The sequence below is a fragment of the Streptomyces sp. NPDC058877 genome, assembly GCF_042742855.1.
Classification (GTDB): Bacteria; Actinomycetota; Actinomycetes; order Streptomycetales; family Streptomycetaceae; genus Streptomyces.
In genome coordinates this window covers 1-23,327 of record NZ_JBHYMF010000086.1, presented here as the reverse complement: position 1 = coordinate 23,327, position 23,327 = coordinate 1, and the positions used below count along the sequence as shown (strand labels likewise).

Here is a 23,327-nt window from a genome sequence, read left to right as displayed (position 1 = left end):
CCCGCCGGAGCGCACCGCCCTGACACACCCAGGCCGCTCGCGGTCGCCCGTTTCCTGCCCCTGCCACGGGCGTTGTGCCACGCTTGAGGAAGGAAACGGGTGAAAGGTGACGCGGGCGTGGGTGACGGGCGATGGGGTGGCGCCGACCGTTGGCGGTCCGCGGGCAGGGCACTGGCACGGGTCGTCGTGGTCTGGGCGGCGTCCACGCTCACCCTGCTCCTCCTCGCCGGGCTGCTGCCCGACGTCCAGCTCCAGTCCCCCGACGGCGACAGCCTCACCCGCACGGCGCTCACCGCCGCCTGGGCCGCCGGGGCGTTCGGCCTGCTCGGCGCACTCGTGTGGCCGCTGATCGTCCGCGCCCTCCTCCTCGTTCCGGCCCTCGTGCTCGGTCTGCTCGTCTTCTTCCTCAACGGTTCCCTGCTGCTCGTCGCGCTCCGGCTGATTCCCGACGGGCGCGGTGCGGCCGACCCGGAGACCGCCGTCGTGGTCGCCGCGGTCATGTCCGCCGTCGCCTCCGCCACCGCCACCGCCCTCGCCGTCCGTGACGACGACGCCTACCGGCGCCGGCTCTACCGGCTCACCGGCCGCACCCGCCCGCGCGACCCGGGCGACACGGCCCATGCCGTGCCCGGCACGGTCTTCCTCCAGCTCGACGGCGTCGGCCACCACGTGCTCCGCACCGCCGTCGACAACGGCCTCATGCCGACCGTCGCCGGGTGGCTCGGCAGCGGCCACCTGCTCACTCCCTGGCGCACCGACTGGTCCAGCCAGACCGGCGCGAGCCAACTCGGCATCCTGCACGGATCCAACGAGGACGTGCCCGCCTTCCGTTGGTACGAGAAGGACACCGGTCGACTCATGGTGTCGAACCGCCCGGCGAGCGCCGTGGAACTCCAGCGCCGTGCCGTGCAGCGCACCGGGGACGGCGGCCTCCTCACGTTCGACGGGGCGTCCCGGGGCAACCTCTTCAGCGGCGGCGCCGACCAGCTCGCCCTCGTCCTCTCCGTGGCCGCCCGTCGCGGCCGGCGCAACCGCTCCCGCGCCGGCTACTTCGCCTACTTCTCCGATCCGGCCAATGCCGTCCGCACCGCCGGATCGCTCGTCGCCGAATGCCTGCGCGAGATGGGTCAGTCCACGCGGGCGCTGCTGCGCAGGGAGACCCCGAGGGTCTCCCGCGGGGGCACGTACCCCTTCGTCCGTGCCTTCGCGACGGTGGTCGAGCGGGACGTCGTGGTCTCCGCCGTGATGGGAGACGTGCTGGCCGGCCGCACCGCCGTGTACGCCGACCTGGTCGCGTACGACGAAGTGGCCCACCATTCGGGCCCGCACGGCCGGGACGTCGATCAGGTGCTGAAGCGCCTCGACCGTGCGATCGGGCTCATCGCCACGGTCGCCGAGCACGCCCCCCGCCCCTACCGGATCGTGCTCCTCTCCGACCACGGGCAGAGCCCCGGCGAGACCTTCGAGTCGGCGTACGGACTGACGCTCAAGGACCTCGTCCGGGCCGGGTGCGGGCTCCCCGTGTCACGCCGCGTACGACGCACCCGGAGCGGCTCGGAGGCGCGGGACGCGGCCAGGGACGCACTGCGCAGCGCCCTCCACCGACCCGTGGACGAGGGCGGGGAAGCGGCGGGGGAGCTGCCCGCCCGGTCCTCCGAACCCGTCGTCCTCGCTTCGGGCAACCTGGGGCTGGTCTCCTTCCCCGACGTGCCGCACCGGATGACCCGTGAGGAGATCGACCGCCGCCATCCCGCGCTGCTCCGCACCCTCGCGAACCATCCGGGCATCGGCTTCGTGCTCGTGGCGAGCGCCGAGCACGGCTCGGTGGTGCTCGCCCGCGGCGGGGCGGAGGTACCGGTCGCCGACCTCGCGGACGACGGGCCGCTCGCCGCCTTCGGACCGGGGGCGGCCTGGGCGGTGCGACGCACGGACGGCTTTCCGCACGTCGCGGACATCATGGTCAATTCGATGTGCGACCCGGCGACCGGAAGCGTGCACGCCTTCGAGGAGCAGATCGGCTCGCACGGTGGCCTCGGCGGGGAGCAGTCGCACGCCTTCCTGCTCTCGCCGCCGGACCTTTCGCCGCCGGTGGCGTCGGGGGAGGAGCTGGTGGGGGCCGAGCAGGTGCACCGGGTGCTGCGGCGGTGGCTGCGCGAGTCCTCGGGGCCACAGGTGCCGCTCGAACCGACGCCCCCGCGGGGCCCGGCGGAGGCGCCACCCGCCACGGACCCGCCGTCGGTCCTTCCGGCCGACGAACGGTTCGCGCGGGACGACAGCCACTGAATCCGACCTCCGCCCGCCACGGGGCCGTCCCGCACGGGCGCCCGCCGGGATCCCGGCGGGCGAGAGCGTTCGGGCGGGCCTGACGGCCGGGCCGGTGAATCCGGTGTCCCCCGCGTAGGCCGCTCGGGCGGATCTCGGCCCGGGTGCGCCGAGCCGGGATCCCGGCGGGGCAATACGGATCTCCGTGAGCACCGCGCCCGAGCAGTCCGCCGCGCCCGCCACCCCGGCGGGACGCCCGGCACGCCCGGACCGCGGCCGGCAGCGGTGGATCGTGCTCCTCCTCGTCCTCGCCGCCCTCTTCGGCACCGGGACCGCGGCCACCGTGCCCACCGTCGAGGCGTCCACGGCCGTCGCACCGGCCGCTGACCCCGGCGGGGAAACCCACGATCCGGCCGCCACCGAGGCCGGGCCCTCCGCCCGGGCACGCCGGCACGGTGCGGGCCTGCGGCCCGTCACGTCCGAAGTCCGCCCCCACGGAGGCCCGTCCCGTCCCGGCATCCCGGCTTCCGCCGCGGTACCCGTCCCGTTCGGCGACGTCCCCAGGTGCGTGGTGATGCGCTGCTGAGAGGCCCGCCTCCCCGCAGCCCCCTTCCACCATCTCCGTACCACGAGGAGCTCCACCATGCCCGTCGACCCGTACGCCGTCCTCCAGGCCCTGGTGCGTGCCGAGGCCTCCCGCGCCCGACGCGCCGAGCGCACCGCGCCCGAGCCCGGCACCCCGGCACCCGCACCGGCCTCCGAGCCCGCCACCGGTCAGGAGGGCCCCGCGCGCCGGGAGGGCCCGCGCCGCTGACCTCCCGTACGGGCCTCCGGAGCACCCTCCGGGGGCCGCGGGGACGTCCCCGGCACACCGACCCCCACCGGCGTCTCGTCCGCTCTCGCGGCATCGGACCGCGGCCCGCTTCGCACCGCCCGGGTCCGCGTGCAGCAGTCCATGGGGAGAGGTCACTCCGTCCCGGTGCGTTCCTTCGCGGACGTCTGCCGGGGCGCCGGACGGTCCAAGTGGACCACCACGCTGCTGTGGAAGCGATGCACCGCGTCGTCGACACTGCGGATGAAGCCGGATGCGGCGTTCCCGCGGCTGCTTCCCATGCTCTTGAACAGCGACAGGCGGAAGCCCGTGAGCTGGGCGGCGTTGTTCCTCGGAAGCATGTCAGCCGGTTCGGGGCGGAGCCTTTCCAAGGTGCCGCGCGGCCCCCCGGTCGTTCCTTCGAGCAGGGTTTCGACGTGAAGGTCTGCCGGAGCCTCGGCCAGGCGCCGGACGAGGCGTTTGGCCCAGGTCAGTGGGTAGCCCTGTTCGGGCGCGGGGATTTCGATGGAGGTGCGGAGCTTGCCGGTGCGCAGGTCGGCAATGACGGCCAGGATGCCGGGTGCGCCCTCGATCCGGAGTTCTGCCTGGAGCCTGCCGCTGGTGCAGAGGTCATCGGCCAGGCGGCTGCGACGGGTTCCCGGGTCCGTTCCACGCTTGGCACGTTGAACGGGCAGTGCCTTCTGACCGAGTTCGCCACCGAGGCTGAGGCAGATCTGACGGATGAGCCGTTCCCAGTTCTCGACCACCTCCAGCGCGCGCGGGTCACCTTGGCACAGGGTCTCGTCGTCGATTCCGTTGCGTACGGGCACCCAGGACGCACCCATGTTCTGGAAGCCGTGGCAGCCGGAGTTCTCGTGTCGCAGATAGTGGAGCAGTTCCTGGAGCAGCCAGGCGTGAGCCTTGTCTCCGACGCCCTCGTGTCGGATCAACATCTGTGCCTGATGGGTGACTTCGGCCCACGAGAGGTGCCAGAGGGCCACCTTGTGCTTGCGCCGTCCGTCGACCTTGACGTCGACGAGGGGGCTGCCCTCCAGCGCCACGTCGTTCGACAGGGTGATCACGGCCTCGTAACCGCGACGGGCCGCAATGTCCATGTACGCCTGCACCTGCTCGGGCTTGAGGCCGTTGCCGTTGGTCTTGGTCTCCACCAGCGCGGTCCACAGCTTGCCGGCACGCTCGACACGGATCACTCCGTCGGGGCGTCGTGGGGTGTCGCCATGCGGCAGCGAGACTTCCGTGAAGGTTTCCATACGACCCGACGGCGCCCCGAAGGCCGCGGTGAGCCGCCGGCCGAACTCCGGCACCTGGGCCATCACCGACAGCAGCACCGACGTGGCGCGCATCTCCCGGTCCCGGTCGCTCTTGAGCACCGAGACCGGGAAGAGCCGGGCCTGCTTCCAGGAGTCGTTGTCGGCAAGGGACTTCTTGGCCACCCTCGGCACTGTGATCTTCTTCTTCGCCGTACGGGGTCGTGCCGCCTTCTTCGGTTCCGCTTCGTCACCGGGCGGCCGGGGGGGCGGGGTCGAGCCCGGGGCGGTGTGCCGTTCCTGCTCGATGTCCGGGGACGGCGGGTCGGCCCGCTCGCCGGTCTCGGTGCCGCCCGGTGCTCTCTCCGCATCCGTGTCGTCATCGATGTCCACTCCGAAGTCCGTTGCCAGACCGGCCAGACCCGTGTCGTAGCCCTGCCCGACGGCACGGAACTTCCATTCCTCCCCGCGTCGGTACAGCTCGCCGAAGATGATCGCGCTCACCGCGCCGGCGTCATCGACGGTGAATCCGAGCAAGCTTTCGCCGCCGCCGTCGGCCAATGTCAGCTTGAGGTCCTCCAACTCCCCGAAGGCGGCTCCGCCGTAACGGCTCGCTGCCACGACGATCCGGTCGACGTCGGACGGGACTGCGGTCAGGTCGAAGCCGATCCGGTCCTCGTCGCCGCTCCCCGTGGGTGTCTTTCCCAGGAGTTGCACGCTTCCGTCAGCGGCAACGGGGTTGTTGTAGAAGTAGAAGTCCTTGTCACCGCGGACCTTGCCGTTCGCGTCCAGCAGCAGGACGGACACATCCGCATCGCCTTCACCGGTCTGGCTGATCCAGCTCAGACTCACGAGCACCGAGCCGGTGTTCTCGCTCAGCGCCGCCAGCGCCACGTTCGAGCCCTTGGTCATCTCGTGCACAAAGCCCCCAGATCTCGTCACTCGGGCACTCGGTTGCCCCACCCCAAGCCACCCACCCATGCCGTCCCCATGTGACGTACGGCACAACGGAAGACCTTAGTATCCGGGGGAGAGGCCCACGGGGATCTCCGGAAAGAAGGCGGGGGCGGTCGTCGAAAGCCGGCGGGTGCACCGGTCACGCCCACGGCACGGACTCCGCCGTGCCCTGCCGTGGGCGGGCACGGGCGTCCGGGGCCGTCGAAGCGGGCGAGGGCGGTTCCGGACCCGAGGCGCCGTCTCCGAGGGGGCTTCCCCGGGGGCTTCCCTTACCTCCGGCGTCATCGACCCCTCGCCACCCGTCCGGCATGCTCATGGCCACCGGGTCCCGGGCGGCGCACTCCGTCCGGGACCCGGGACCGCCATCCGCGCGCACGGCCCCAAGGAGGGTGATCCGTCATGTCCCGGACCCCGCTCGCCGGTCTCGCCGGCACCCCCGACCCCGGTCCGCAGTGCGCCGGTTCCTCGCCGTCGTCGCCCTCGTCGCCGGCTGGCGCTGAGGGCCGCGAACTCCGCTAACCAAGCGACCGCACGTACGCGGCCGTCCCCGGGTCGGCCGGGAGGAACGCTTCGATGGCCAGTTCGGCGACAGTCACGTCCATCGGAGTGTTGAACGTCGAGATCGACGAAACGAACGACAGCACCCGCCCGTCGTGTTCGATCCGCAGCGGCAGCGCGACGTACGGATCCGTTCCCTCCGCCGGCGGCTCGTCCGCTTCGCCGTTCTGCGGAAGCGGGTACGCCGCCACCTCCGCGTGGAGCTCGCGCAGCGCCTCCGAGCGCATCAGACCCATCTGGCGTTCCATCTGGGCGAGCAGGTGCCCCCGCCACTCCCGCAGGTTCCGGATCCGGGGCGCCAACCCCTCCGGGTGCAGGGTCAGCCGCATCGCGTTCAGCGGTGGTGCGAGGAGGTGCTCGGGCAGTCCGGCGAGCAACAGCCCGGCGCCCCGGTTGGCCGCCAGCACCGTGTACGAGCCGTCCACCACGAGCGCCGGATACGGGTCGTACCCCTGCAACAGCCGCTCGATGCCCTCCCGGAGCGTCTCCAGACGCGGGGCGTCGAGTGGCGACTCCGGGTACCGGGGCGCGTACCCGGCGGCGAGCAGCAGTGCGTTCCGCTCCCGCACCGGCACCTCCAGGTGCTCGGCCAGCCTCAGCACCATCTCCTCGCTCGGCCGGGAGCGCCCCGTCTCGACGAACGAGATGTGGCGTGCCGAGGAGTCGGCCCGCAGCGCGAGCTCCAACTGGCTCAGCCGCCGCTGTTCGCGCCATCCGCGCAGCAGCGGACCCACCCCCGTGTCGCTCACGACAGTCGCCATGGCCAGACGGTATCCCAGAGGGGGACCGCGGGTACCTTTCTCCCGGGGTCCGTCCGTCCCCGTGCCACCCGCAGCATCCGACCGGAGGGAGCACTGCCGTGCCCACACAGCCCCTGTCGCAGAAGGAGATCGAGGACCGCCTGAGGGAGCTCCCTGGATGGTCCGTCGAGGGCGACCGGCTCATGCGGACGTACCGGCTCGGCGACCACTTCGCCGCGACCGCCCTCGTCGTCCACGTCGCCCGGATCCAGCAGGAGTTGGACCACCACTCCGACCTGACCCTCGGTTACGACACGGTCGCCCTGGCCGTGAACACCCACTCCGCCGGTGGTGCCGTCACCGAGAAGGACTTCGAACTCGCCGACCGCGTCGAGCGGATCGCGCCCGGCCACGGCGCGAGTTGACCGGCACGGAGAGGGCGAGCACGGCCGGCACCCTCCTCGACTACGAGGTCGAGGCGGAGCACTACGACGAGCCCCGCGGCGGTGTGCCCCGTGCCGGTGCCGCGGCCGAGGCGGTGCTGCGGCTCGTGCCGCCCGGCGCCCGCACCCTGCTCGACCTCGCCTGCGGCACCGGTCTCGTCACCGAGCGGCTCCGGCGGTCCGGTCTGCGGGTCCAGGGTGTCGATACGGCCCATGCCATGCTCCGGGTGGCAGGCGGGCGCCTTCCCGGACGGGTGGTGCGCGCCGACGCCCGGCGGCTTCCGTTCCCCGACGCCTCCCTGGACGCGGTGAGCGCCGTGTGGCTGCTCCACCTCGTGCCCTTCGCCGAGGAGGTCGTCGCCGAAGCGGCCCGAGTGCTGCGCCCCGGCGGGGTCCTCGTCGTCACCGTGGACAAGGACGCCGCGCACGACGTCGGCAGCGACATCGACGCCGTCCTGCGTCCCCACCGGTCGCCCGGGGCGGCATCGGACCGTGCGGACTCCGTCGACCGGTACGCGGTGGTTCACGGCCTCGCCCCCTCCTCCGGCACCCGGTTCACCGGCCACGGCCAGGGCAACACTCCGCAGGGCGTCGCGGCCAAGGTGCGTCGCGGCCACTACGCCTCCTGGTTCCGCGGTGACGCGGCCACCGTCGAGCGGCTCGTCGAAGCGCTGGCCGCCCTTCCGGACCAGGACCGTCCGCGCGCCGATCCCGACTACCGGCTGGCCCGGTACGTCAGGCGGGGCTGAGGGCCGCGCCGGGGCGGTCCCCTCCGGGGGCGACGGGCCCGCCGCCGTCCGGCGCGCACCCCGTGCGTTCACCCGCCGAACGTGCCCGCGGTCCGTCGGCCGTCCAGTCCGGCAGCCCGTGCGTCTGCCCTCCGGTCCGGCGGCCCGTCCGGGCGGGGCGGGGCGGGGCCGCTGACTTCCGGCGCCTGTTTCGCATTGCCGGAACGGCAACATTCCTCGCGCTCTCCACTCGGTCCGCGCACTCTGGAACCATGAGTCAGCACCGCGCTTCCCACCCGGACCACCCGCACGGCGGGGGTCACGTCCACCAGTCCGGCCACGGTCACCACCACGACGACACCGACCTCGACTGGGGCGAGATGGCCCCGCTCCTGGAGCGGCAGGCAGAGATCACGCTCCCCGTCTACACCGAGGCCGCCGCCTGGCTGGGCAGCCTGGTCCCGGTGCAGGGCGTCCGCCGGATCCTCGACGTCGGCAGCGGTCCCGGCGTCGTGACCGGCCTGCTCGCCGAGGCCTTCCCGGCCGCCGAGTCCGTCGCCGTCGACGGCTCTCCCGAACTCCTCGCCCGTGCCCGGGACCGTGCCGAGGCCAGGGGCATCGGTGCCCGGGTCTCCACCCTCCACGCCGAACTCCCGGAAGGGATCGGTGCGCTGGGGCAGGCCGACCTCATCTGGATGGGCAACTCCCTGCACCACATCGGTGACCAGGGGGCCGCGCTCACCGCGTTCGCCGACCATCTGAACGCCGGCGGCCTCATCGCCCTGGTCGAGGGCGGCCTGGCGCCGCGCCACCTGCCCCGGCACATCGGCATCGGACGTCCCGGCCTGGAAGCCCGGCTCGACGCCCTCAGTGCCGACTGGTTCGCCGAGATGCGCGCCGAGCTCCCGGGTTCCAAGGCGGAGACGGACGACTGGCGGGCCCTGCTCGCCGCTGCGGGTCTCACCCCCGCCGGCACCCGCACCTTCCTCGTCGACGTACCCGCCCCCGTGCCTCCGGCCGTCCGGGAGCTGGTCCTCGCCCACTACGGGCGGCTGCGGGACGGCCTCGGGGCCCGCCTCGACGCGGACGACAAGGAGACGCTCGACCGGCTCCTCGACCCTGCCGACGCACTGTCCCTGCATCACCGCACGGACGTCTTCCACCTCGCCGCCCACACCGTCCACACCGCCCGCAAGGGCTGAGGGCCGGCCCGGGGTGCCGGCCCCGGGACCGTCAGGCGCCGACGTTGAACTCCGCCGGGTTCGGGCCGATCCGCCGGCCCTCGTCGAGGGCGGCGACGGCCGCCAGGTCCTCGGCGTCCAGCTCGAAGTCGAAGACGTCGATGTTCTCCCGGATCCGCGAGGGGGTCACCGACTTCGGGATGACCACGTTCCCCAGCTGGAGGTGCCAGCGCAGCACCACCTGGGCCGGCGTTCGACCGTGCTTCTGGCCGATGGCGACGATGGCGGGGACCTCCAGGAGCCCCTTGCCCTGGCCGAGCGGGGACCACGCCTCGGTCGCGATGCCGTACCGGGCGTGCGCCTCGCGGGCCTCCGGCTGGGCGAGCTGCGGGTGCAGCTCGATCTGATTGACGGCGGGCACGATCGAGGTTTCGCCGATCAGCCGCTCCAGGTGCTCGGGGAGGAAGTTCGAGACGCCGATCGCCTTGGCGCGCCCGTCCGCGTGGATCTTCTCGAACGCGCGGTACGTGTCGACGTAGGCGTCCTTCGCCGGCACCGGCCAGTGGATCAGGTACAGGTCGACGTAGTCGAGCCCCAGCTTGTCGAGGGAGGCGTCGAAGGCGCGCAGGGTCGAGTCGTAGCCCTGCTCGCCGTTCCACAGCTTCGTGGTGACGAAGAGTTCTTCCCGGGCGATGCCGGACTCGGTGAGGGCCCGGCCGGTGCCCCGCTCGTTCTGGTAGATGGCGGCGGTGTCGACCGACCGGTAGCCGGCCTCCAGGGCCGTCGTCACGGCGGCCGTCGCCTCCGCGTCCGGCACCTGCCAGACGCCGAAGCCCAGCTGCGGCATGTGCACGCCGTTGTTCAGGATGACCGGGGGAACGCTGCTGTCCGTGCTCACGGGGGAGGGGTCCTTACGTCGTCGCGGCCCGTACGGTGCGCACGGGCACTCCTCTGCTCACAGCGTCAACGATCAACGGCCGTCCCGCATTCCACCAGGGGCGGTCGTACGGTGCCCATCGGCGATCAGCCGTACAGCGCCTCGACCTCCACCGCGTACGCCCGCTCGATGGCCTTCCGCTTCAGCTTCAGCGAGGGGGTGAGCAACCCGTGCTCCTCGCTGAACGGATGGGCCAGGATCCGGAACGTCCGGATCGACTCCGCCTGGGAGACCAGCGTGTTCGCCGCCACCACCCCGCGCCGGATCTCCGTCTCCAGGTCCGGGTCGCGCACCAACTCGGCAGGGGCGAGCGGCGCCCGTCCCTGCATCGCCAACCAGTGCTCCACCGCTTCCTGGTCGAGCGTCACGAGGGCGGCGACGTACGGCCGGTCGTTGCCGACCACGAGGCACTGGGCGATCAGCGGATGCGCCCGCACCCGCTCCTCCAGGGCCGTGGGGGAGACGCTCTTGCCGCCGGAGGTCACCAGGATCTCCTTCTTGCGCCCGGTGATCGTCAGATAGCCGTCGGCGTCGAGGGAGCCGAGGTCCCCGGTCGCCAGCCAGCCGTCACTGAGGACGGCGGCGGTGGCCTCCGGGGAGTTGAGGTAGCCCGAGAAGACCTGCCCGCCGTGCAGCCACACCTCGCCGTCCTCCGCGATGTGCACCGTCGTCCCCGGCACCGGCTGTCCCACCGTGCCGTACTTGACCCGTTCGGGCGGATTCGCCGTGGCCGCCGCCGAGGACTCGGTCAGTCCGTACCCCTCGAAGATCGTGACCCCGGCGCCCGCGAAGAACAGCCCTTGTCTGCGGTCCATGGCGGAGCCGCCCGACATCGCGTGCCGCACGCGACCCCCCAGGGCGGCGCGCACCTTCCCGTACACCGTCTTCTCGAAGAACTGGTGCTGCACGCGCAGCGCCGCCGACGGACCCGGGCCGGTGCCGAAGGCCTTGTGCTCCAGCGCCTCCGCATAGGTGACCGCCACCTCCACGGCCTTGTCGAAGGGGCCCGCCTTCCCCTCGGCCTCCGCCTTGCGGCGGGCCGCGTGGAAGAGCTTCTCGAAGACGTAGGGAACGGCCAGGACGAAGCTCGGCCGGAAGGCCGCCAGGTCCGGGAGCAGTTCGGCCGCCGCCATCACCGGCTGGTGCCCCAACTTCACCCTGCCCCGGACGGCCGCGACCTCCACCATCCGTCCGAAGACGTGCGCGAGCGGCAGGAACAGCAGCGTCGAGGACTGCTCCCCGGGCCGCGAGCGGAACACCGGTTCCCAACGCCCCGTCAGCGTGTCCGTCTCGAACATCAGGTTGGCGTGGGTGATCACACAGCCCTTGGGGGGGCCGGTCGTTCCGGAGGTGTAGATGACCGTCGCGATCGTCTCCGGGGTCACCGCCCGCCGGTGCCGGTGCACGACCTCCTCGTCGATCTCCGTGCCCGCCGCCGTCAGCTCGCCCACCGCGTCCGCGTCCAACTGCCACAGCCGTTGGAGCCTGGGCAGCCGGTCGATGACGGAACCGATCGTCATCGCGTGGTCCTCGTGCTCCACCACGCACGCGGTGACCTCGGCATCGTGCAGCATCCAGAAGACCTGCTCGGCGGAGGAGGTCGGATAGACCGGCACGGGCTGCGCGCCGAGGGCCCACAGCGCGAAGTCGAAGAGCGTCCACTCGTACCGCGTCCTGGCCATGATCGCGACCCGGTCGCCGAAGCGCACGCCCTCCGCGATCAGGCCCTTCGCGAGGCCCAGGACCTCGTCCCGGAATCCCGCGGCCGTCACGTCGCGCCACTCTCCGCCGGGGTCCTTCCGGCCGAAGGCGACCCTGTCCGGCTCGGCGAGGGCATGGTCGAACACGGCGTCCGCCAGACCGCCTACCTGAGGCGCCGCCTCGACGGGCGGCACGGTGAACTCGCGCACTGACCTGCTCCTCGACGGCTAGGTGGCTGGAAAAGCCCTCTGCTGCGCTCCGTACGGCGCGGGTGACGGTACCCCACGGGGCCGGCTGGTGGGAGCTCCTTCACCAAGCCGGGACATTCCGTGTTCTCACAGGTCAGGCTGGGTGAGAACGAAGGACGGGCGAGTTCGTCGGGCCGGGGTTGACCGGCCGGTGCACCGACCGGGGGCGAATCTCCACGGAATCCGTACCGGCCGCTCACTCCCCGCCCTCCGACGCGTCGGCATGGCGCCTTCTCGCCGTTCGCCGCTCGGCAACGGCCGCCCCCTCGGTCAAGGCTCCGACGACCCGGCCGCCCCCGGCCGGCCGCGCTCCGCACGCCGGCCCGTCCCCTCGGGCACCGTCCGCTCACGAGGGCCACCACGATCCGCCCGCCCCCTGGCGGTCACGGTCCGTTCGGTGCGGCCGGTGCAGGCGGTCGCCGCCCGCCAGGATCGCCTCCGCCAGCGCGTCCGCCGCCTCCTGGACCTCCCCGCCCCGATGTCCCCTGCGCAGTACGAAGCCGACATCGCCGAGTTCGGGAAGACCCGCACGGGCCGGTACCGGGACGAGCCCCGGCGGCACCAGGCCCCGCGTGTGCGCCATCACGCCGAGCCCGGCCCGGGCCGCCGCCACATTGGCGCTCAGGCTGGAACTCGTGCACGCGATCCGCCATGCCCTGCCCTGCGCCTCCAGGGCCTCCAGCGCTCGCGCCCGGGTGATGCCCGGCGGCGGGTACAGGATCAGCGGTACCGGCCGGTCCGGTGCGAGCCGCAGCCCCGGTGCCCCGATCCAGACGAGCGCGTCCTCCCAGACCAGCCGCCCCCCGTCCTCCGCCCCCCGCCGCTTGGCCAGGATCAGATCGAGACGGCCGGCCGCCAGCCGCTCCTGGAGCGTCCCGGACAGCTCCACCGTGAGTTCCAGGTCGACCTCGGGGTGCTCGCGCCGGAAGGACTCCAGGATCTCCGGCAGCCGGGTCGTCACGAAGTCCTCCGACGCGCCGAACCGCAGCCGCCCGTGCAATCGCCTCCCGCCGAAGAAGGCCGCCGCCCGCTCGTGGGCCTGGAGGATCGTCCGGGCGAAGCCGAGCATCGCCTCGCCGTCCTCGGTCAGCTCCACGCGGTGCGTGTCCCGGGCGAACAGCGGACGGCCCGTCGCCTCCTCCAGGCGCCGCACGTGCTGGCTGACGGTCGACTGCCGCACCCCGAGCCGGTCCGCGGCCCGGGTGAAGCTCAGCGTCTGGGCCACGGCCAGGAAGGTGCGCAGCTGAGTGGGTTCGTACACCCTTCTGACGCTATCGCGAATTGCGATGACAGTCAGAGCGCTGTGCGGGATTCCCGATGACCGGGCCCTGACGCACGATGGACCGGCGCTACACACCGAACGCCGTGCACAGAGCAGTGGAGCCCATGACCCGCCCGACCCCGGCCCGTCCCCCGCGCCGTCCCCTCCGTCCGCCGTCCTGGCTGCCCGTCGACGGTTACGTCCTCGCTCTGCTCGGCACGGTCGCCCTCGCCGCGCTCCTGCCCGCCTCCGGAGCCGCAGCCGACCTCACGGAAGGCGCGTCGACCGCCGCCGTCTCCCTGCTCTTCTTCCTCTACGGGGCCCGGCTCTCCACCCGCGAAGCCCTCGACGGCCTGCGGCACTGGCGACTCCACCTCACCGTCCTGGGCGCCACCTTCCTGCTCTTCCCCCTGCTCGGGCTCGCCGCCCGCGGCCTCGTACCCGTCGTGCTCACTCCCGAGCTCTACGGCGGTCTCCTCTTCCTCTGTCTGGTGCCGTCCACCGTCCAGTCCTCCATCGCCTTCACCTCGATCGCCCGGGGAAACGTTCCAGCCGCCATCTGCGCGGGCTCCTTCTCCTCGCTCGCGGGCATGGTCCTCACCCCGCTGCTCGCCGCGTTCCTCCTCGGCAACGGCACGGGCGGCCCGTCCACCGCGGCACTGCTGCAGATCGCGCTCCAGCTGCTGGCACCCTTCCTCGCCGGACAACTGCTGCGCCGCCGGGTCAGCGGCTTCCTCGTCCGCCACAAGGAGGTCCTCGGGCGCGTCGACCGTGCGGCCATCCTGCTGGTCGTCTACACCGCCTTCAGCCAGGGCGTCACCGCCGGCACCTGGCACCTGGTCACCCCCGCCCGACTCGGCCTGCTGCTCGCCGTCGAGGCCGTCCTCCTCGCCGCCATGCTGGCCCTGACCGGATACGGTGCCCGGCGCCTCGGCTTCGACCGGGCCGACCGGATCACGATCCAGTTCGCCGGTTCCAAGAAGAGCCTGGCGGCCGGACTGCCGATGGCGAGCGTCCTCTTCGGCCCCCAGGCATCCCTCGCCGTCCTCCCGCTGATGCTCTTCCACCAGATGCAACTGATGGTCTGCGCGGTCATCGCACGACGCCGGTCCCACGACCCGGAGGCCGCGCAGGACCCGGAGGCCGGCCGTCCCGGTGCGCCCGTCCCCGCGGCCCCGACCGCGGACGGGTGATCCCGGAGCTGCTCCGTCGGCCGGATCACACCCCTCGCCGACCCGCGATGATCATCCGGCCCGCTACGGTGCTCCCATGCCCGCACACGATCCCGGCAGCACCGCGCCCGTCTTCGCCGAGGGCGTCGTGGCGGCGCTCACCACCGATGAGCACCGCGCCCCCGTCGACCTTGACCTCCCGCGCCCCGGCACGGTCGCCCCGGCCTCCGCGACGACCGCGGAGGATCCCCGATGAGCCCGGTCCCCATACGCTACGGGGCCCGCCCCTGCTCCCTGGTCGTCTGCCGCGGTTGCTGCTGCGGCGACGCCCGCAAGAACCCCGGCACCGACCACGCCGGCCAGCTCGCCCGTCTCCGTGAAGCCGCGGCGGCCTCCGGGGGGCGGCTCGCCGTCCGCACCAGTGATTGCCTCGGCCCCTGTGCCCAGGCCAACGTCGTCGTCGTCCAGCCCTCCACCGAAGGACGGAGGCGCGGCGGCCGGGCGGTCTGGGTCGGCTTCACCCTCGACGAGGACTGCCTGGACGACATCCTCGCCTGGACGGCTGCCGGCGGCCCCGGCATCGCCCCGCCCCCGGACACCCTCGTCCTCCAGATGATCGACCCGCCGAAGAACTGACCCCGCGGGTCAAGGCGTCAGAGCGCGATCCGGTGCTCGCCCGCGTACACGTTCATGTCCGGTCCGCGCAGGAAGCCGACCAGCGTCAGCCCCGCCTCGGAGGCCAGGTCGACGGCGAGCGAGGACGGAGCGGACACCGCGGCGAGCACCGGGATCCCGGCCATCACGGCCTTCTGCGCGAGCTCGAACGAGGCACGCCCCGATACGAGCAGCACCGTCCGCGCCAGCGGCAACGACCCCTCCCGCAGCGCTCGCCCGACGAGCTTGTCCACTGCGTTGTGCCGACCCACGTCCTCCCGCACGTCGAGCAGTTCGCCCTCCTCCGAGAAGAGCGCCGCCGCGTGCAGCCCGCCAGTGGTGTCGAAGACCCGTTGCGCCGCCCGGAGCCGCTCCGGAAGCAGGGACAGCAGCGCCGGGGAGATCCGGAGCGGCGGGGCGTCGGCGATCGGGAAGCGCGCCGTGGTGCGCACCGCGTCCAGGCTGGCCTTGCCGCACAGCCCGCACGAGGACGTCGTGTAGACGTTCCGCTCCAGGGTGATGTCCGGGACCCGCACGTCCGGGGCGAGCTGCACGTCCACCACGTTGTACGTGTTCCGGCCGTCCTCCGTGGCGCCCGCGCAGTACACGACGTTCCGCACGTCGGTCGCCGCCGCCAGGACCCCCTCGCTCACCAGGAAGCCGGTCGCGAGCGCGAAGTCGTCGCCGGGCGTGCGCATCGTGATCGCGATCGGACGCCCGTTCAGCCGGATCTCCAGCGGCTCCTCGGCCACCAGCGTGTCGGGCCGGGTGGTGACCGCACCGTCCCGGATCCGCAGGACACGCCGTCGCTCGGTGACCCGTCCCATCGTGACCGCACTCGATTCTCTCCGCAGGGAAGGCCGGGGAGGCCCTGACCGCCCCATTCTCCGACACCTTCCCCCGGCGCCCGCGCACCACGCCCCTTCCCGGTGCCTTGTCACGGTCGACCAAGCGATCAGGGTGAATGTTGGTGGTTTACGTCACCTGTTACCGATCAGTCGCTGGCAAGACTGGGGGGTCCTGCTGGACGAACCAACCACCTAGGGGGTCCCGAGTATGACGGGCACTCGCATCGCCGCGCTCGGTCACTACCAGCCCGCCAAGGTGCTGACCAACCACGACCTGGCCGCGCTCGTCGACACCGACGACGCGTGGATCACCAGCCGGGTCGGCATCCGCACCCGGCACGTCGCCGGGCCCGAGGAGCCCGTCGACGAACTCGCCGCCCAGGCCGCCGGCAAGGCCCTGGCCGCCGCCGGCCTCACCGCGGGCGACATCGACCTCGTCCTCGTCGCCACCTCCACCGCGATCGACCGCTCGCCCAACACGGCCGCCCGCGTTGCCGCGCGCCTCGGCATGGCATCGCCCGCCACCATGGACCTCAACGTGGTCTGCGCCGGCTTCACGCACGCCCTGGCCACCGCGGACCACGCCGTACGGGCCGGGGCGGCCCGCCGTGCCCTGGTCATCGGCGCGGACAAGATGACCGACATCACCGACTGGACCGACCGCACCACCTGCGTCCTCGTCGGTGACGGTGCGGGCGCCGCGGTCGTCGAGGCGGTCGAGGCGGACACCGGCGCGATCGGTCCCGTGCTGTGGGGCTCCGTTCCCGAGATGGGACACGCCGTCCGCATCGAGGGCACCCCGCCCCGCTTCGCCCAGGAGGGCCAGTCCGTCTACCGCTGGGCCACCCAGCAACTGCCCGCGCTGGCCCGCCGGGCGTGCGAGCGCTCCGGCGTCGCACCCGAGGACCTGGCCGGCGTCGTCCTGCACCAGGCCAACCTGCGGATCATCGAACCGCTCGCCGCGAAGATCGGAGCCGTCAACGCGGTCGTCGCCCGCGACGTCGTCGATTCCGGCAACACCTCGGCCGCCTCGATCCCGCTGGCCCTCGCCAAGCTGGTCGAACGCGGGGAACTGCCCTCCGGCGCCCCCGTCCTGCTCTTCGGCTTCGGCGGCAACCTCTCGTACGCCGGCCAGGTCGTCCGGGTTCCCTAGCGCCCCCTGGTACGCCGCCCCGCCGTGCCCCGTTCGGCGGGGCCGGGTGGCGGCGCGGCGGGGCCGGACCTAGCTTCGATCGCGGTGGGGTCGTCCCCTTCCCGGACGCGGAGTCGCCGCCCGTCCGAGCCCCCCGCGACCAGGAGGACCGCATGCGTGCGATAGGTGCCGTTTCCGCCGCCCTGTTCGGTGCCGTCGCCGTCCTGCCGGTCGCGCCCGCGGCCCTGGCCGACGGGGGCGACAACCCCATCACGTCGTTCGGCTTCTCCGTCACCCCCACGACGATCGCCCCCGGCGGCACCATCACCCTCGCCTCCGACGGTTGCGAGGTGCCGTCCGTGACCGTCACCTCCGGGGTGTTCGAGACCGTGACCCTCAACGAGGGGCGCCCCGGCACCGCCACCGTGGACCTCGACGCCAAGGCCGGCGCCCAGTACGCGATCACCTTCGACTGCAAGGGCGAGCGCGGCACCACCCACCTCACCATCGCCCCGGGCGGCGACGCCGGACACGACACCGGTGCGCGCACCGAAGTCCACAAGGGAGTGAAGGCCGGCTACGGCACCGCTGCCGCGTCCGGTGCCCCTTCCGACGGCCTCGGCGCCACCCAGCTGGTCACCGGCGCCCTGCTCATCGCCGGTGCACTCGGCGCGGCCGTCGTACTCACCCGCCGCCGCGGGGTCGACGACCGCTCCTGAGGGCGGGCCGGGAGCCCCCAGACGGCCCCTCCGCCCCGGTGTGACGAGGACCGGGGAGGAGGGGCGCCATTCCCGTGGCGCGAGCGCGGAGACCCGTTCGCGCGGACGGGCACCGAGGTCATGCGGCCCGCCGGGGCGCAAGGAGGAAGTCGCACGTGGGGCGTTCGGAAGGAACGACGGGCGCGGAGGGAGTCGGACGCCGCGGCTCCTGGGGTCTCGTCGCCGTCGTCCTCCTGATCGGGGTGCACCTCCTGCGCGGCGGGGTGGAGGGGCTCCGGGCCGACGGTCCGCCCCAGCCCCTGGCCGCAGCCGCGGCGGACGACGGGCGGACGCCCCCTTCCCCTCCGGTGTCCGCACCCGCTCCACTGCCCCCTTCACCACCGGTCCGGGTCCGGATCCCGGCCGTCCGCGTCGACGCCCCGGTCACCGGGGTCGGGCTCGACGCGGAGGGCTGGATCGAGGCCCCGCCGCCCGAGAACGACCAGCTCGCGGGCTGGTTCACCGGAGCGGTCACCCCCGGTGAGCGAGGCACCGCCGTCGTCGTCGGCCACGTGGACACTCCGAGGGGCCGTGCCGTCTTCTACGACCTCGGCGCCCTCGGCGGGGGAAGCCGCGTGGAGGTCGTCCGCGCCGACGGCAGGACGGCCGTCTTCGCCGTGTACGGGGTCGAGGTCGTCCCCAAGGAAGGCTTTCCCGCAGCGCGGGTCTACGGTGACGCGGGCGGCCCCGAACTGAGGTTGATCACCTGCGGAGGCACCTTCACCGAGGAGAACGGGTACGCGGGCAACGTCGTGGTCTCGGCACGCCTGGTCGAGGTCCGCTGACCGTTCTTCCGCTCCGTGTGCACCGCACCCGGAAAGGGGCCGGGCGGGGCGGCGCCCGACCGCGTCCCCACCGGTGGTGTCGGCCGACTGACCACGGGAAACGTTGGTGAAAGGCACCTCGAACCCCTGGTAGAGTTGTCTCTGTCGCCGCGGGGAGAGCCCGGGACGACAAACACCCGGTCCGGGTGGCGGAATGGCAGACGCGCTAGCTTGAGGTGCTAGTGCCCTTTATCGGGCGTGGGGGTTCAAGTCCCCCCTCGGACACCACACCGAAATGCCGGTCGATTTGTCATCGACCGGCATTTCGCATGTGCGCAGGACGGGTTCGTCCGTCGGGGGTGCGTTTTCGGGGCGGGCTTATTCTGGGCACGTGAACGAGAACATTCCCCCCTGTCCCCAGTGCTCGAGCGAGTACACCTATGAGATGAACAACCTGGTGGTGTGCCCCGAGTGCGGCCACGAGTGGGTTCCCGCCGCGGAGGAGGCCGCCTCCGACGATCCCGGGACGCGCGTGGTCAAGGACGCCGTCGGCAACGTGCTGAGCGACGGCGACACGGTGACCGTCGTGAAGGCGCTCAAGGTCAAGGGCAACCCCTCCGGTATCAAGGCCGGCACGAAGGTCCGCAACATCCGTCTGGTCGACGGCGTCGACGGACATGACATCGACTGCCGCATCGACGGCTTCGGCGCCATGCAGCTCAAGTCCAGCGTGGTCAAGAAGGCCTGAACCCGCCGTCCCGGTGGCGGTCCGCCACCCCGGGCCCCGCGCCCGCCCGCCGCCCCGCCCGCCGGGCGGCCGTCCCTCCCACAGCTTCACCCCTCCGCCCGAACCGGCCTCCCGGGGGCGATGCCCGGGTGGGCATCCGCTCCGGCCACCGCTCCTCCCGGAGCGGTAGGACCCGGTGGTCCGGCCGTCCTAAGCCTTCCGCGCGACCACCAGCCGGCAGTGCGGGCTCCCGTCGTCCCGGCGCCCCAGGCCTTCGACCGGGGTGTGGGAGACCCGGAAACCCGCCCCCGCCAGCCGCTCGCGGACGTCCACGAGCCGGAAGGTGCGGTAGTACATGACGAACGGCGGGCGCCAGACGGCGTTCCTGATCCGCATCGCCGCGTCGAAGCCCCACAGGGCCCAGTAGGGGCGGGAGCCGACGGGCGGCGGAGCCGGGAGGGGGAAGGCGAAGGTGCCGCCGGGGCGCAGCGAGGCGTGCACCTGGGAGAAGAGCGTGCGCTGTTCGGCCGGGAGGAAGTGGCCGAAGGCGCCGAAGCTGACCGCCAGGTCGAAGACGGGGGCGAAGGGGAGGGCCAGGGCGTCGGCGCGGACGAGGTCGGCGGCCGGGTGGGCCTCCCGGGCCCGGTCCAACATGCCCGTGCTGAAGTCGACGCCGGTGATCCGGCCCGCGCAGACGGAGCGGAGGACGTCGAGTCCGGCCCCGGTGCCGCAGCAGACGTCGAGCCCCGAGTCGAAGGGGCCGAGGGTTTGCAGGGTGCGGGCGACCGCGGTCAGGAGCCGGTCGGAGGTGCGGAAGGGGGTCGCGTCGAACTTGTCCGCGAGCAGGTCGTAGCCGTGCTCGACCGAGGAGAGGGCCTGGACGGTCAGCTCGCGGAGGCTGGGGCCCTGCGGGGTGAACATGGCACCGAGCCTAGGCCGTCGGGGGCCGCACGCGTCAGAGCGCGCTGCGCACCGGTGGAGCCGGCCAGGCCGGAGCGGTGCCCGTCAGCTGGCACGCCAGGAGGTAGAGCGGGATCGGAGGGGTGTAGGGGGAGGTGCCGTCGGGCCGGTGGATGAGTCGGGGGCCGCGGTCCGGGATCTCGGCGCCGGGTGCGTAGCAGGCGGGCAGGGGCCAGACGAGGTCGAGGTCGGAGCCGGCGGGGACGAGCCACCACCACCAGTCGCTGTCGGCGTACACGCAGCCCTTGGCGGGGAGGCGGGAGAGGATCTTGAAGCCGAAGCGGGCGGGCACGCCGACGGCGTCGCAGCCGAGTCCGGTGTGCAGTCCGACGGGCACGGCCAGTCGGGTGGCACCCGGCTCGCGGGACCCGGTGGGGTCGGGGGAGCGGGGGTCCGGACCGAGGAGCGATTCGGGCGTGCGGCGGGGAGCCGGAACGGAGCCGGCTTCGGCGTGCTTGCGGGCCCGCGAGACCATGCGGATCGCCTTCAGCACGTTTCCCCCGTGCCGTGGGCCAGCTCCGCCCAGACGATCTGTGCCGTGCCGTGGCCGGTGCGGTCGGCGCCCCAGGCGGTGCAGAGCGCATCCACGATGAGGAGTCCGCGACCGCGCTCCTCCTCGCCGCAGTCCCGTATCCGCGGGCCCGCGGGACCGCCCTCGTCGCGCACGGCTATGCGCAGGGTGTCCTCGTCCTCGCGGAGTTCGCAGACGAAGCGGTCACTCGCGGTGTGCACGACGGCGTTGGTAACGAGCTCGGAGACGACGAGGGCGACCGTCTCGCGTATCTCGGGGCCACAGCCCCAGAGGATGAGCCGTTCCTCCGAGAGCCGCCGGGCCCGCGCGACGGACGAGGTGAGGGCGGGGAGCTCGAAGGCGAAGCGGCGGACGGGATCGGTCTGCGGCTGCGAGCGCTGAGCCATGACTCGGGGGCTCATGAGACCTGAAGGCTGCGCGTTACCAGAGGCCACGACCGGTTCCTCACAACAGTGGGCAGGACTGCCGTACGGCGCTGTCGCCGTGGCACGGGGGCGCACGGCGGCAGCGTGTACTGGTTCACCGGAACACTGTCCTCCTGAGTCGGACACTTGGCAAGTGGCACTCTGAAAATTGCAGAGTGCCTTGTTCTCTCTGGAGCGGCTTCGTGGCACACTCGTCGAAACGGTGCGTCGGGGAGGTCTGAGAGTGAGCGAGCCACGGTCCGCCCCGACGGTGGGACAGGTCGTCCTCGGAAAGCGTCTGCAGGACCTGCGCGAGCGGGCCGGCATGAAGAGGGAAGAGGCCGCCAAGGTCCTGCGGGTGGCTCCGGCCACCGTCCGGCGGATGGAGACCGCCGAGGTGGCGCTGAAGATCCCTTACGTACAACTCCTGTTGAAGGAGTACGGGATCACGGACTCCGAGGCGGAGGGCTTCATCGCCCTCGCGGAAGAGGCCAACCTCCCCGGCTGGTGGCAGCGGTTCCACGACGTGCTGCCCGGCTGGTTCTCCATGTACGTCAGCCTGGAGGGGGCGGCCAGCCTCATCCGGGCGTACGAGCCCCAGTTCGTCCCCGGTCTGCTCCAGACCGAGGAATACGCCCGCGCCATTCTGCGCAGCGGGGCGGTCGGTGGCGGCAGCGACGCCGTCAAGGACGAGGACACCGAACGTCATGTGGCCCTGCGGATGGAGCGCCAGTCCCTGCTGACCAGGGACGACGCTCCGAAGTTCTGGGTGATCATGGACGAGACGGTGTTCCGTCGACCGGTCGGCGCCGGGCCCGAGGTGATGCGCGACCAGCTCGACCGGCTGCTCGAAGCGTCCGAGCTGCCGAACGTCACCCTGCAGATCGCGGAGTTCGCGTCCGGCCACCACCCCGGCACCTACGGACCGTTCGTCCTCTTCCGCTTCGCCATGCCCGAACTCCCGGACATGGTCTACAGCGAGTACCTGACCGGCGCCGTCTACCTCGACGCGCGTCCCGAGGTGGCTTCCCACCTGGAGGTCATGGACCGCATGGCGGCGCAGGCCGCGACTGCACAACGCACGAAGGAGATCCTCCGGGACCTCCGCAAGGAGCTGTGAATGGATCGCGTATACAACGGCATGCCCGCCGCTGAGCTCGGTGCCGAGGGTTGGCACAAGCCGTGGAGCGGCGGGAACGGGGGCAACTGCGTGGAGGCCATGAAACTGGCCGACGGCAGGGTCGCCGTGCGACAGTCCGCAGACCCTGAAGGACCAGCGCTCATTTACACCCTCGGGGAGATCGCCGCCTTCATCCAGGGAGCGAAATCCGGTCAGGCCGACTTTCTCCTCACCGGCCCCTTCCACCCAGCCCCCAACGTCGCGTAACTCTTGCTGTAGCGCGACCCGTTCAACCCGACCAGGAGAGAGCCGATGCCCCAGGAACCCGCATCAGTCCGGATCGACACCAGCAAGCCGCATCCGGCGCGCATGTACGACTGGTTCCTGGGTGGCAAGGACAACTATCCGGTCGACGAGGAGATGGCCCGTCAGCTGCTCACCGTCGACGCGCGGGGCCGGGACATGGCCCGCGTCAACCGTGCCTTCATGCACCGGGCCATCCGCTGGCTCAGCGCCCACGGCGTCCGGCAGTACCTCGACGTCGGCACGGGCATCCCGACCGAGCCCAACCTGCACCAGATCGCGCAGGAGGCCGCGCCGGACTCCCGCATCGTCTACTGCGACAACGACCCGATCGTGCTCGCGCACGCGGCCGCACTGCTGCGCTCGACCCCGGAAGGGGCCACCGAGTACATCCAGGCGGACGCCCGTGAGCCCGAGGCCATCCTCGAAAGGGCCGGAAAGGTCCTTGATTTCGACCAGCCCATCGCCCTTTCGATGCTCGCCCTGCTGCACTTCGTGGGGGACGAGGACGGTGCCTACGAACTGGTCTCCAAGATCGTCGAAAAGCTCGCGCCGGGCAGTTACCTCGTCCTCTCCCACGTCACCGGGGACTTCGACCCCGAGGGCGCGGCGAAGGCGAGCGCCATGTACAAGGCGCGCGGGCTGACCCTGCGACCCCGCTCGCGCGACGAACTGGCCGCTTTCTTCGACGGTCTGGAGTTCGTCGAGCCCGGGGTCTCCCTCACGGCCGAGTGGCACCCGGAACTGGGCGAGCCCGTCCCGGTCCAGGGTGACGACCCCATCCCGGGTTGGGCCGCGGTGGCTCGCAAGCCCTGACCCGCTCCGTACCGCCCGTACGGACGGGGCCCGCCCATGAGG

General features: G+C 72.5%; 25 protein-coding genes and 1 tRNA gene. 17 read left to right on the top strand and 9 right to left on the bottom strand.

All coding sequences use genetic code 11. From position 1 onward, the window contains the following. Positions 1 to 117: 117 nt before the first annotated feature. From ACFW2Y_RS20645 to ACFW2Y_RS20635, 3 genes are all read left to right on the top strand, one after another. On the top strand, positions 118 to 2,283 hold the full coding sequence (locus ACFW2Y_RS20645) for a phage holin family protein (protein WP_384881024.1): 2,166 nt from the start codon (positions 118 to 120) through the stop codon (positions 2,281 to 2,283). A gap of 184 nt (positions 2,284 to 2,467) precedes the next feature. Further along, positions 2,468 to 2,848 carry a hypothetical protein gene (locus ACFW2Y_RS20640; protein ID WP_384881021.1) on the top strand — a complete coding sequence of 127 codons (381 nt, stop codon included), beginning with the start codon at positions 2,468 to 2,470 and terminating at the stop codon, positions 2,846 to 2,848. A gap of 57 nt (positions 2,849 to 2,905) precedes the next feature. Beyond that, positions 2,906 to 3,076, top strand: coding sequence for a hypothetical protein (locus tag ACFW2Y_RS20635; protein WP_384881019.1), 171 nt, complete (start codon positions 2,906 to 2,908; stop codon positions 3,074 to 3,076). Between the two features lie 152 nt (positions 3,077 to 3,228). Here ACFW2Y_RS20635 and ACFW2Y_RS20630 read toward each other — a convergent pair whose 3' ends face one another. After that, positions 3,229 to 5,253 carry a TerD family protein gene (locus ACFW2Y_RS20630; RefSeq protein ID WP_384881016.1) on the bottom strand — a complete coding sequence of 675 codons (2,025 nt, stop codon included), beginning with the start codon at positions 5,251 to 5,253 and terminating at the stop codon, positions 3,229 to 3,231. A gap of 560 nt (positions 5,254 to 5,813) precedes the next feature. Continuing rightward, positions 5,814 to 6,617: a helix-turn-helix domain-containing protein gene (locus ACFW2Y_RS20625; protein WP_384881014.1), complete on the bottom strand. Its 804-nt coding sequence runs from the start codon at positions 6,615 to 6,617 to the stop codon at positions 5,814 to 5,816. 98 nt (positions 6,618 to 6,715) lie between these two features. Between ACFW2Y_RS20625 and ACFW2Y_RS20620 the strand changes: the two genes are divergently transcribed. The 3 genes from ACFW2Y_RS20620 (at position 6,716) to ACFW2Y_RS20610 (ending at position 8,969) form a co-directional block, all read left to right on the top strand. Next, positions 6,716 to 7,021 carry a 4a-hydroxytetrahydrobiopterin dehydratase gene (locus tag ACFW2Y_RS20620; protein WP_384881011.1) on the top strand — a complete coding sequence of 102 codons (306 nt, stop codon included), beginning with the start codon at positions 6,716 to 6,718 and terminating at the stop codon, positions 7,019 to 7,021. Next, positions 7,018 to 7,788, top strand: coding sequence for a methyltransferase domain-containing protein (locus ACFW2Y_RS20615; RefSeq protein ID WP_384881008.1), 771 nt, complete (start codon positions 7,018 to 7,020; stop codon positions 7,786 to 7,788). Before ACFW2Y_RS20620 ends, ACFW2Y_RS20615 begins: the two co-directional genes overlap by 4 nt. Before the next feature lie 251 nt (positions 7,789 to 8,039). Next, entirely contained in the window at positions 8,040 to 8,969 is a 930-nt protein-coding gene (locus ACFW2Y_RS20610) for a class I SAM-dependent methyltransferase (protein WP_384881005.1), read from the top strand. A gap of 31 nt (positions 8,970 to 9,000) precedes the next feature. Here ACFW2Y_RS20610 and ACFW2Y_RS20605 read toward each other — a convergent pair whose 3' ends face one another. The 3 genes from ACFW2Y_RS20605 to ACFW2Y_RS20595 all read right to left on the bottom strand — a co-directional run bounded on the left by ACFW2Y_RS20605 (position 9,001) and on the right by ACFW2Y_RS20595 (position 13,095). Further along, positions 9,001 to 9,795 (bottom strand): aldo/keto reductase, encoded by a 795-nt coding sequence (locus ACFW2Y_RS20605; RefSeq protein ID WP_384881048.1) that lies wholly within the window; start codon positions 9,793 to 9,795, stop codon positions 9,001 to 9,003. Positions 9,796 to 9,971: 176 nt separating this feature from the next. Further along, positions 9,972 to 11,795, bottom strand: coding sequence for an AMP-dependent synthetase/ligase (locus ACFW2Y_RS20600; protein WP_384881003.1), 1,824 nt, complete (start codon positions 11,793 to 11,795; stop codon positions 9,972 to 9,974). Positions 11,796 to 12,180: 385 nt separating this feature from the next. Continuing rightward, positions 12,181 to 13,095, bottom strand: a complete 915-nt coding sequence (locus ACFW2Y_RS20595) for a LysR substrate-binding domain-containing protein (RefSeq protein WP_384881000.1) — start codon at positions 13,093 to 13,095, stop codon at positions 12,181 to 12,183. 125 nt (positions 13,096 to 13,220) lie between these two features. Here ACFW2Y_RS20595 and ACFW2Y_RS20590 point away from each other — a divergent pair, with 125 nt between their 5' ends. From ACFW2Y_RS20590 to ACFW2Y_RS20580, 3 genes are all read left to right on the top strand, one after another. Beyond that, on the top strand, positions 13,221 to 14,288 hold the full coding sequence (locus ACFW2Y_RS20590) for a bile acid:sodium symporter family protein (RefSeq protein ID WP_384880997.1): 1,068 nt from the start codon (positions 13,221 to 13,223) through the stop codon (positions 14,286 to 14,288). Between the two features lie 76 nt (positions 14,289 to 14,364). Then, positions 14,365 to 14,523, top strand: coding sequence for a hypothetical protein (locus ACFW2Y_RS20585; RefSeq protein WP_384880995.1), 159 nt, complete (start codon positions 14,365 to 14,367; stop codon positions 14,521 to 14,523). Continuing rightward, a complete protein-coding gene (locus ACFW2Y_RS20580; protein ID WP_384880994.1) occupies positions 14,520 to 14,903 on the top strand; it encodes a (2Fe-2S) ferredoxin domain-containing protein in 384 nt (127 codons plus the stop codon). The genes ACFW2Y_RS20585 and ACFW2Y_RS20580 overlap by 4 nt, the downstream gene beginning before the upstream one ends. A 17-nt stretch (positions 14,904 to 14,920) precedes the next feature. Here the strand turns inward: ACFW2Y_RS20580 and fdhD are convergent, their stop codons facing one another. Beyond that, on the bottom strand, positions 14,921 to 15,748 hold the full coding sequence (gene fdhD, locus ACFW2Y_RS20575; RefSeq protein ID WP_384880992.1) for a formate dehydrogenase accessory sulfurtransferase FdhD: 828 nt from the start codon (positions 15,746 to 15,748) through the stop codon (positions 14,921 to 14,923). 229 nt (positions 15,749 to 15,977) lie between these two features. Here fdhD and ACFW2Y_RS20570 point away from each other — a divergent pair, with 229 nt between their 5' ends. From ACFW2Y_RS20570 to ACFW2Y_RS20550, 5 genes are all read left to right on the top strand, one after another. Continuing rightward, on the top strand, positions 15,978 to 16,922 hold the full coding sequence (locus ACFW2Y_RS20570; RefSeq protein WP_384880989.1) for a beta-ketoacyl-ACP synthase III: 945 nt from the start codon (positions 15,978 to 15,980) through the stop codon (positions 16,920 to 16,922). Between the two features lie 152 nt (positions 16,923 to 17,074). Beyond that, a complete protein-coding gene (locus tag ACFW2Y_RS20565; RefSeq protein WP_384880987.1) occupies positions 17,075 to 17,620 on the top strand; it encodes a hypothetical protein in 546 nt (181 codons plus the stop codon). Positions 17,621 to 17,775: 155 nt separating this feature from the next. Continuing rightward, positions 17,776 to 18,444, top strand: coding sequence for a class F sortase (locus tag ACFW2Y_RS20560; protein WP_384880984.1), 669 nt, complete (start codon positions 17,776 to 17,778; stop codon positions 18,442 to 18,444). Between the two features lie 179 nt (positions 18,445 to 18,623). Continuing rightward, positions 18,624 to 18,711, top strand: a tRNA-Leu gene (locus ACFW2Y_RS20555). Between the two features lie 103 nt (positions 18,712 to 18,814). Beyond that, positions 18,815 to 19,171 (top strand): zinc ribbon domain-containing protein YjdM, encoded by a 357-nt coding sequence (locus ACFW2Y_RS20550; protein WP_384880982.1) that lies wholly within the window; start codon positions 18,815 to 18,817, stop codon positions 19,169 to 19,171. A gap of 189 nt (positions 19,172 to 19,360) precedes the next feature. On the opposite strand, the gene ACFW2Y_RS20545 is transcribed toward ACFW2Y_RS20550, so the two are convergent. The 3 genes from ACFW2Y_RS20545 to ACFW2Y_RS20535 are packed head-to-tail and all read right to left on the bottom strand — an operon-like array spanning position 19,361 to position 21,028. Next, on the bottom strand, positions 19,361 to 20,071 hold the full coding sequence (locus ACFW2Y_RS20545) for a class I SAM-dependent methyltransferase (protein ID WP_384880980.1): 711 nt from the start codon (positions 20,069 to 20,071) through the stop codon (positions 19,361 to 19,363). Positions 20,072 to 20,105: 34 nt separating this feature from the next. Then, positions 20,106 to 20,585, bottom strand: a complete 480-nt coding sequence (locus ACFW2Y_RS20540; protein WP_384881045.1) for a hypothetical protein — start codon at positions 20,583 to 20,585, stop codon at positions 20,106 to 20,108. A gap of 11 nt (positions 20,586 to 20,596) precedes the next feature. Continuing rightward, on the bottom strand, positions 20,597 to 21,028 hold the full coding sequence (locus tag ACFW2Y_RS20535; RefSeq protein ID WP_384880978.1) for an ATP-binding protein: 432 nt from the start codon (positions 21,026 to 21,028) through the stop codon (positions 20,597 to 20,599). 262 nt (positions 21,029 to 21,290) lie between these two features. On the opposite strand from ACFW2Y_RS20535, the gene ACFW2Y_RS20530 reads away from it, so the two are divergent. Genes ACFW2Y_RS20530 through ACFW2Y_RS20520 form a run of 3 tightly spaced genes read left to right on the top strand, consistent with a single transcriptional unit; the run spans position 21,291 to position 23,285 of the window. After that, positions 21,291 to 22,166 (top strand): helix-turn-helix transcriptional regulator, encoded by an 876-nt coding sequence (locus ACFW2Y_RS20530; RefSeq protein ID WP_384880977.1) that lies wholly within the window; start codon positions 21,291 to 21,293, stop codon positions 22,164 to 22,166. Continuing rightward, positions 22,167 to 22,433 (top strand): DUF397 domain-containing protein, encoded by a 267-nt coding sequence (locus tag ACFW2Y_RS20525; RefSeq protein WP_384880974.1) that lies wholly within the window; start codon positions 22,167 to 22,169, stop codon positions 22,431 to 22,433. A 45-nt stretch (positions 22,434 to 22,478) separates the two neighbouring features. Continuing rightward, entirely contained in the window at positions 22,479 to 23,285 is an 807-nt protein-coding gene (locus tag ACFW2Y_RS20520; protein WP_384880972.1) for an SAM-dependent methyltransferase, read from the top strand. The last annotated feature ends 42 nt before the right edge of the window (positions 23,286 to 23,327 follow it).

Bases quoted from the DNA above. Each gene is read 5' to 3' on its own strand.
- ACFW2Y_RS20630 (WP_384881016.1), bottom strand. From the start codon at position 5,253: ATGACCAAGGGCTCGAACGTGGCGCTGGCGGCGCTGAGCGAGAACACC.
- ACFW2Y_RS20565 (WP_384880987.1), top strand. From the start codon at position 17,075: ATGCGTGCGATAGGTGCCGTTTCCGCCGCCCTGTTCGGTGCCGTCGCC.
- ACFW2Y_RS20610 (WP_384881005.1), top strand. From the start codon at position 8,040: ATGAGTCAGCACCGCGCTTCCCACCCGGACCACCCGCACGGCGGGGGT.
- ACFW2Y_RS20545 (WP_384880980.1), bottom strand. From the start codon at position 20,071: ATGTTCACCCCGCAGGGCCCCAGCCTCCGCGAGCTGACCGTCCAGGCC.
- ACFW2Y_RS20535 (WP_384880978.1), bottom strand. From the start codon at position 21,028: ATGGCTCAGCGCTCGCAGCCGCAGACCGATCCCGTCCGCCGCTTCGCC.
- ACFW2Y_RS20525 (WP_384880974.1), top strand. From the start codon at position 22,167: ATGGATCGCGTATACAACGGCATGCCCGCCGCTGAGCTCGGTGCCGAG.
- ACFW2Y_RS20605 (WP_384881048.1), bottom strand. From the start codon at position 9,795: ATGCCGCAGCTGGGCTTCGGCGTCTGGCAGGTGCCGGACGCGGAGGCG.
- ACFW2Y_RS20585 (WP_384880995.1), top strand. From the start codon at position 14,365: ATGCCCGCACACGATCCCGGCAGCACCGCGCCCGTCTTCGCCGAGGGC.
- ACFW2Y_RS20635 (WP_384881019.1), top strand. From the start codon at position 2,906: ATGCCCGTCGACCCGTACGCCGTCCTCCAGGCCCTGGTGCGTGCCGAG.
- ACFW2Y_RS20570 (WP_384880989.1), top strand. From the start codon at position 15,978: ATGACGGGCACTCGCATCGCCGCGCTCGGTCACTACCAGCCCGCCAAG.
- ACFW2Y_RS20540 (WP_384881045.1), bottom strand. From the start codon at position 20,585: ATGGTCTCGCGGGCCCGCAAGCACGCCGAAGCCGGCTCCGTTCCGGCT.
- fdhD (WP_384880992.1), bottom strand. From the start codon at position 15,748: ATGGGACGGGTCACCGAGCGACGGCGTGTCCTGCGGATCCGGGACGGT.
- ACFW2Y_RS20520 (WP_384880972.1), top strand. From the start codon at position 22,479: ATGCCCCAGGAACCCGCATCAGTCCGGATCGACACCAGCAAGCCGCAT.
- ACFW2Y_RS20625 (WP_384881014.1), bottom strand. From the start codon at position 6,617: ATGGCGACTGTCGTGAGCGACACGGGGGTGGGTCCGCTGCTGCGCGGA.
- ACFW2Y_RS20590 (WP_384880997.1), top strand. From the start codon at position 13,221: ATGACCCGCCCGACCCCGGCCCGTCCCCCGCGCCGTCCCCTCCGTCCG.
- ACFW2Y_RS20580 (WP_384880994.1), top strand. From the start codon at position 14,520: ATGAGCCCGGTCCCCATACGCTACGGGGCCCGCCCCTGCTCCCTGGTC.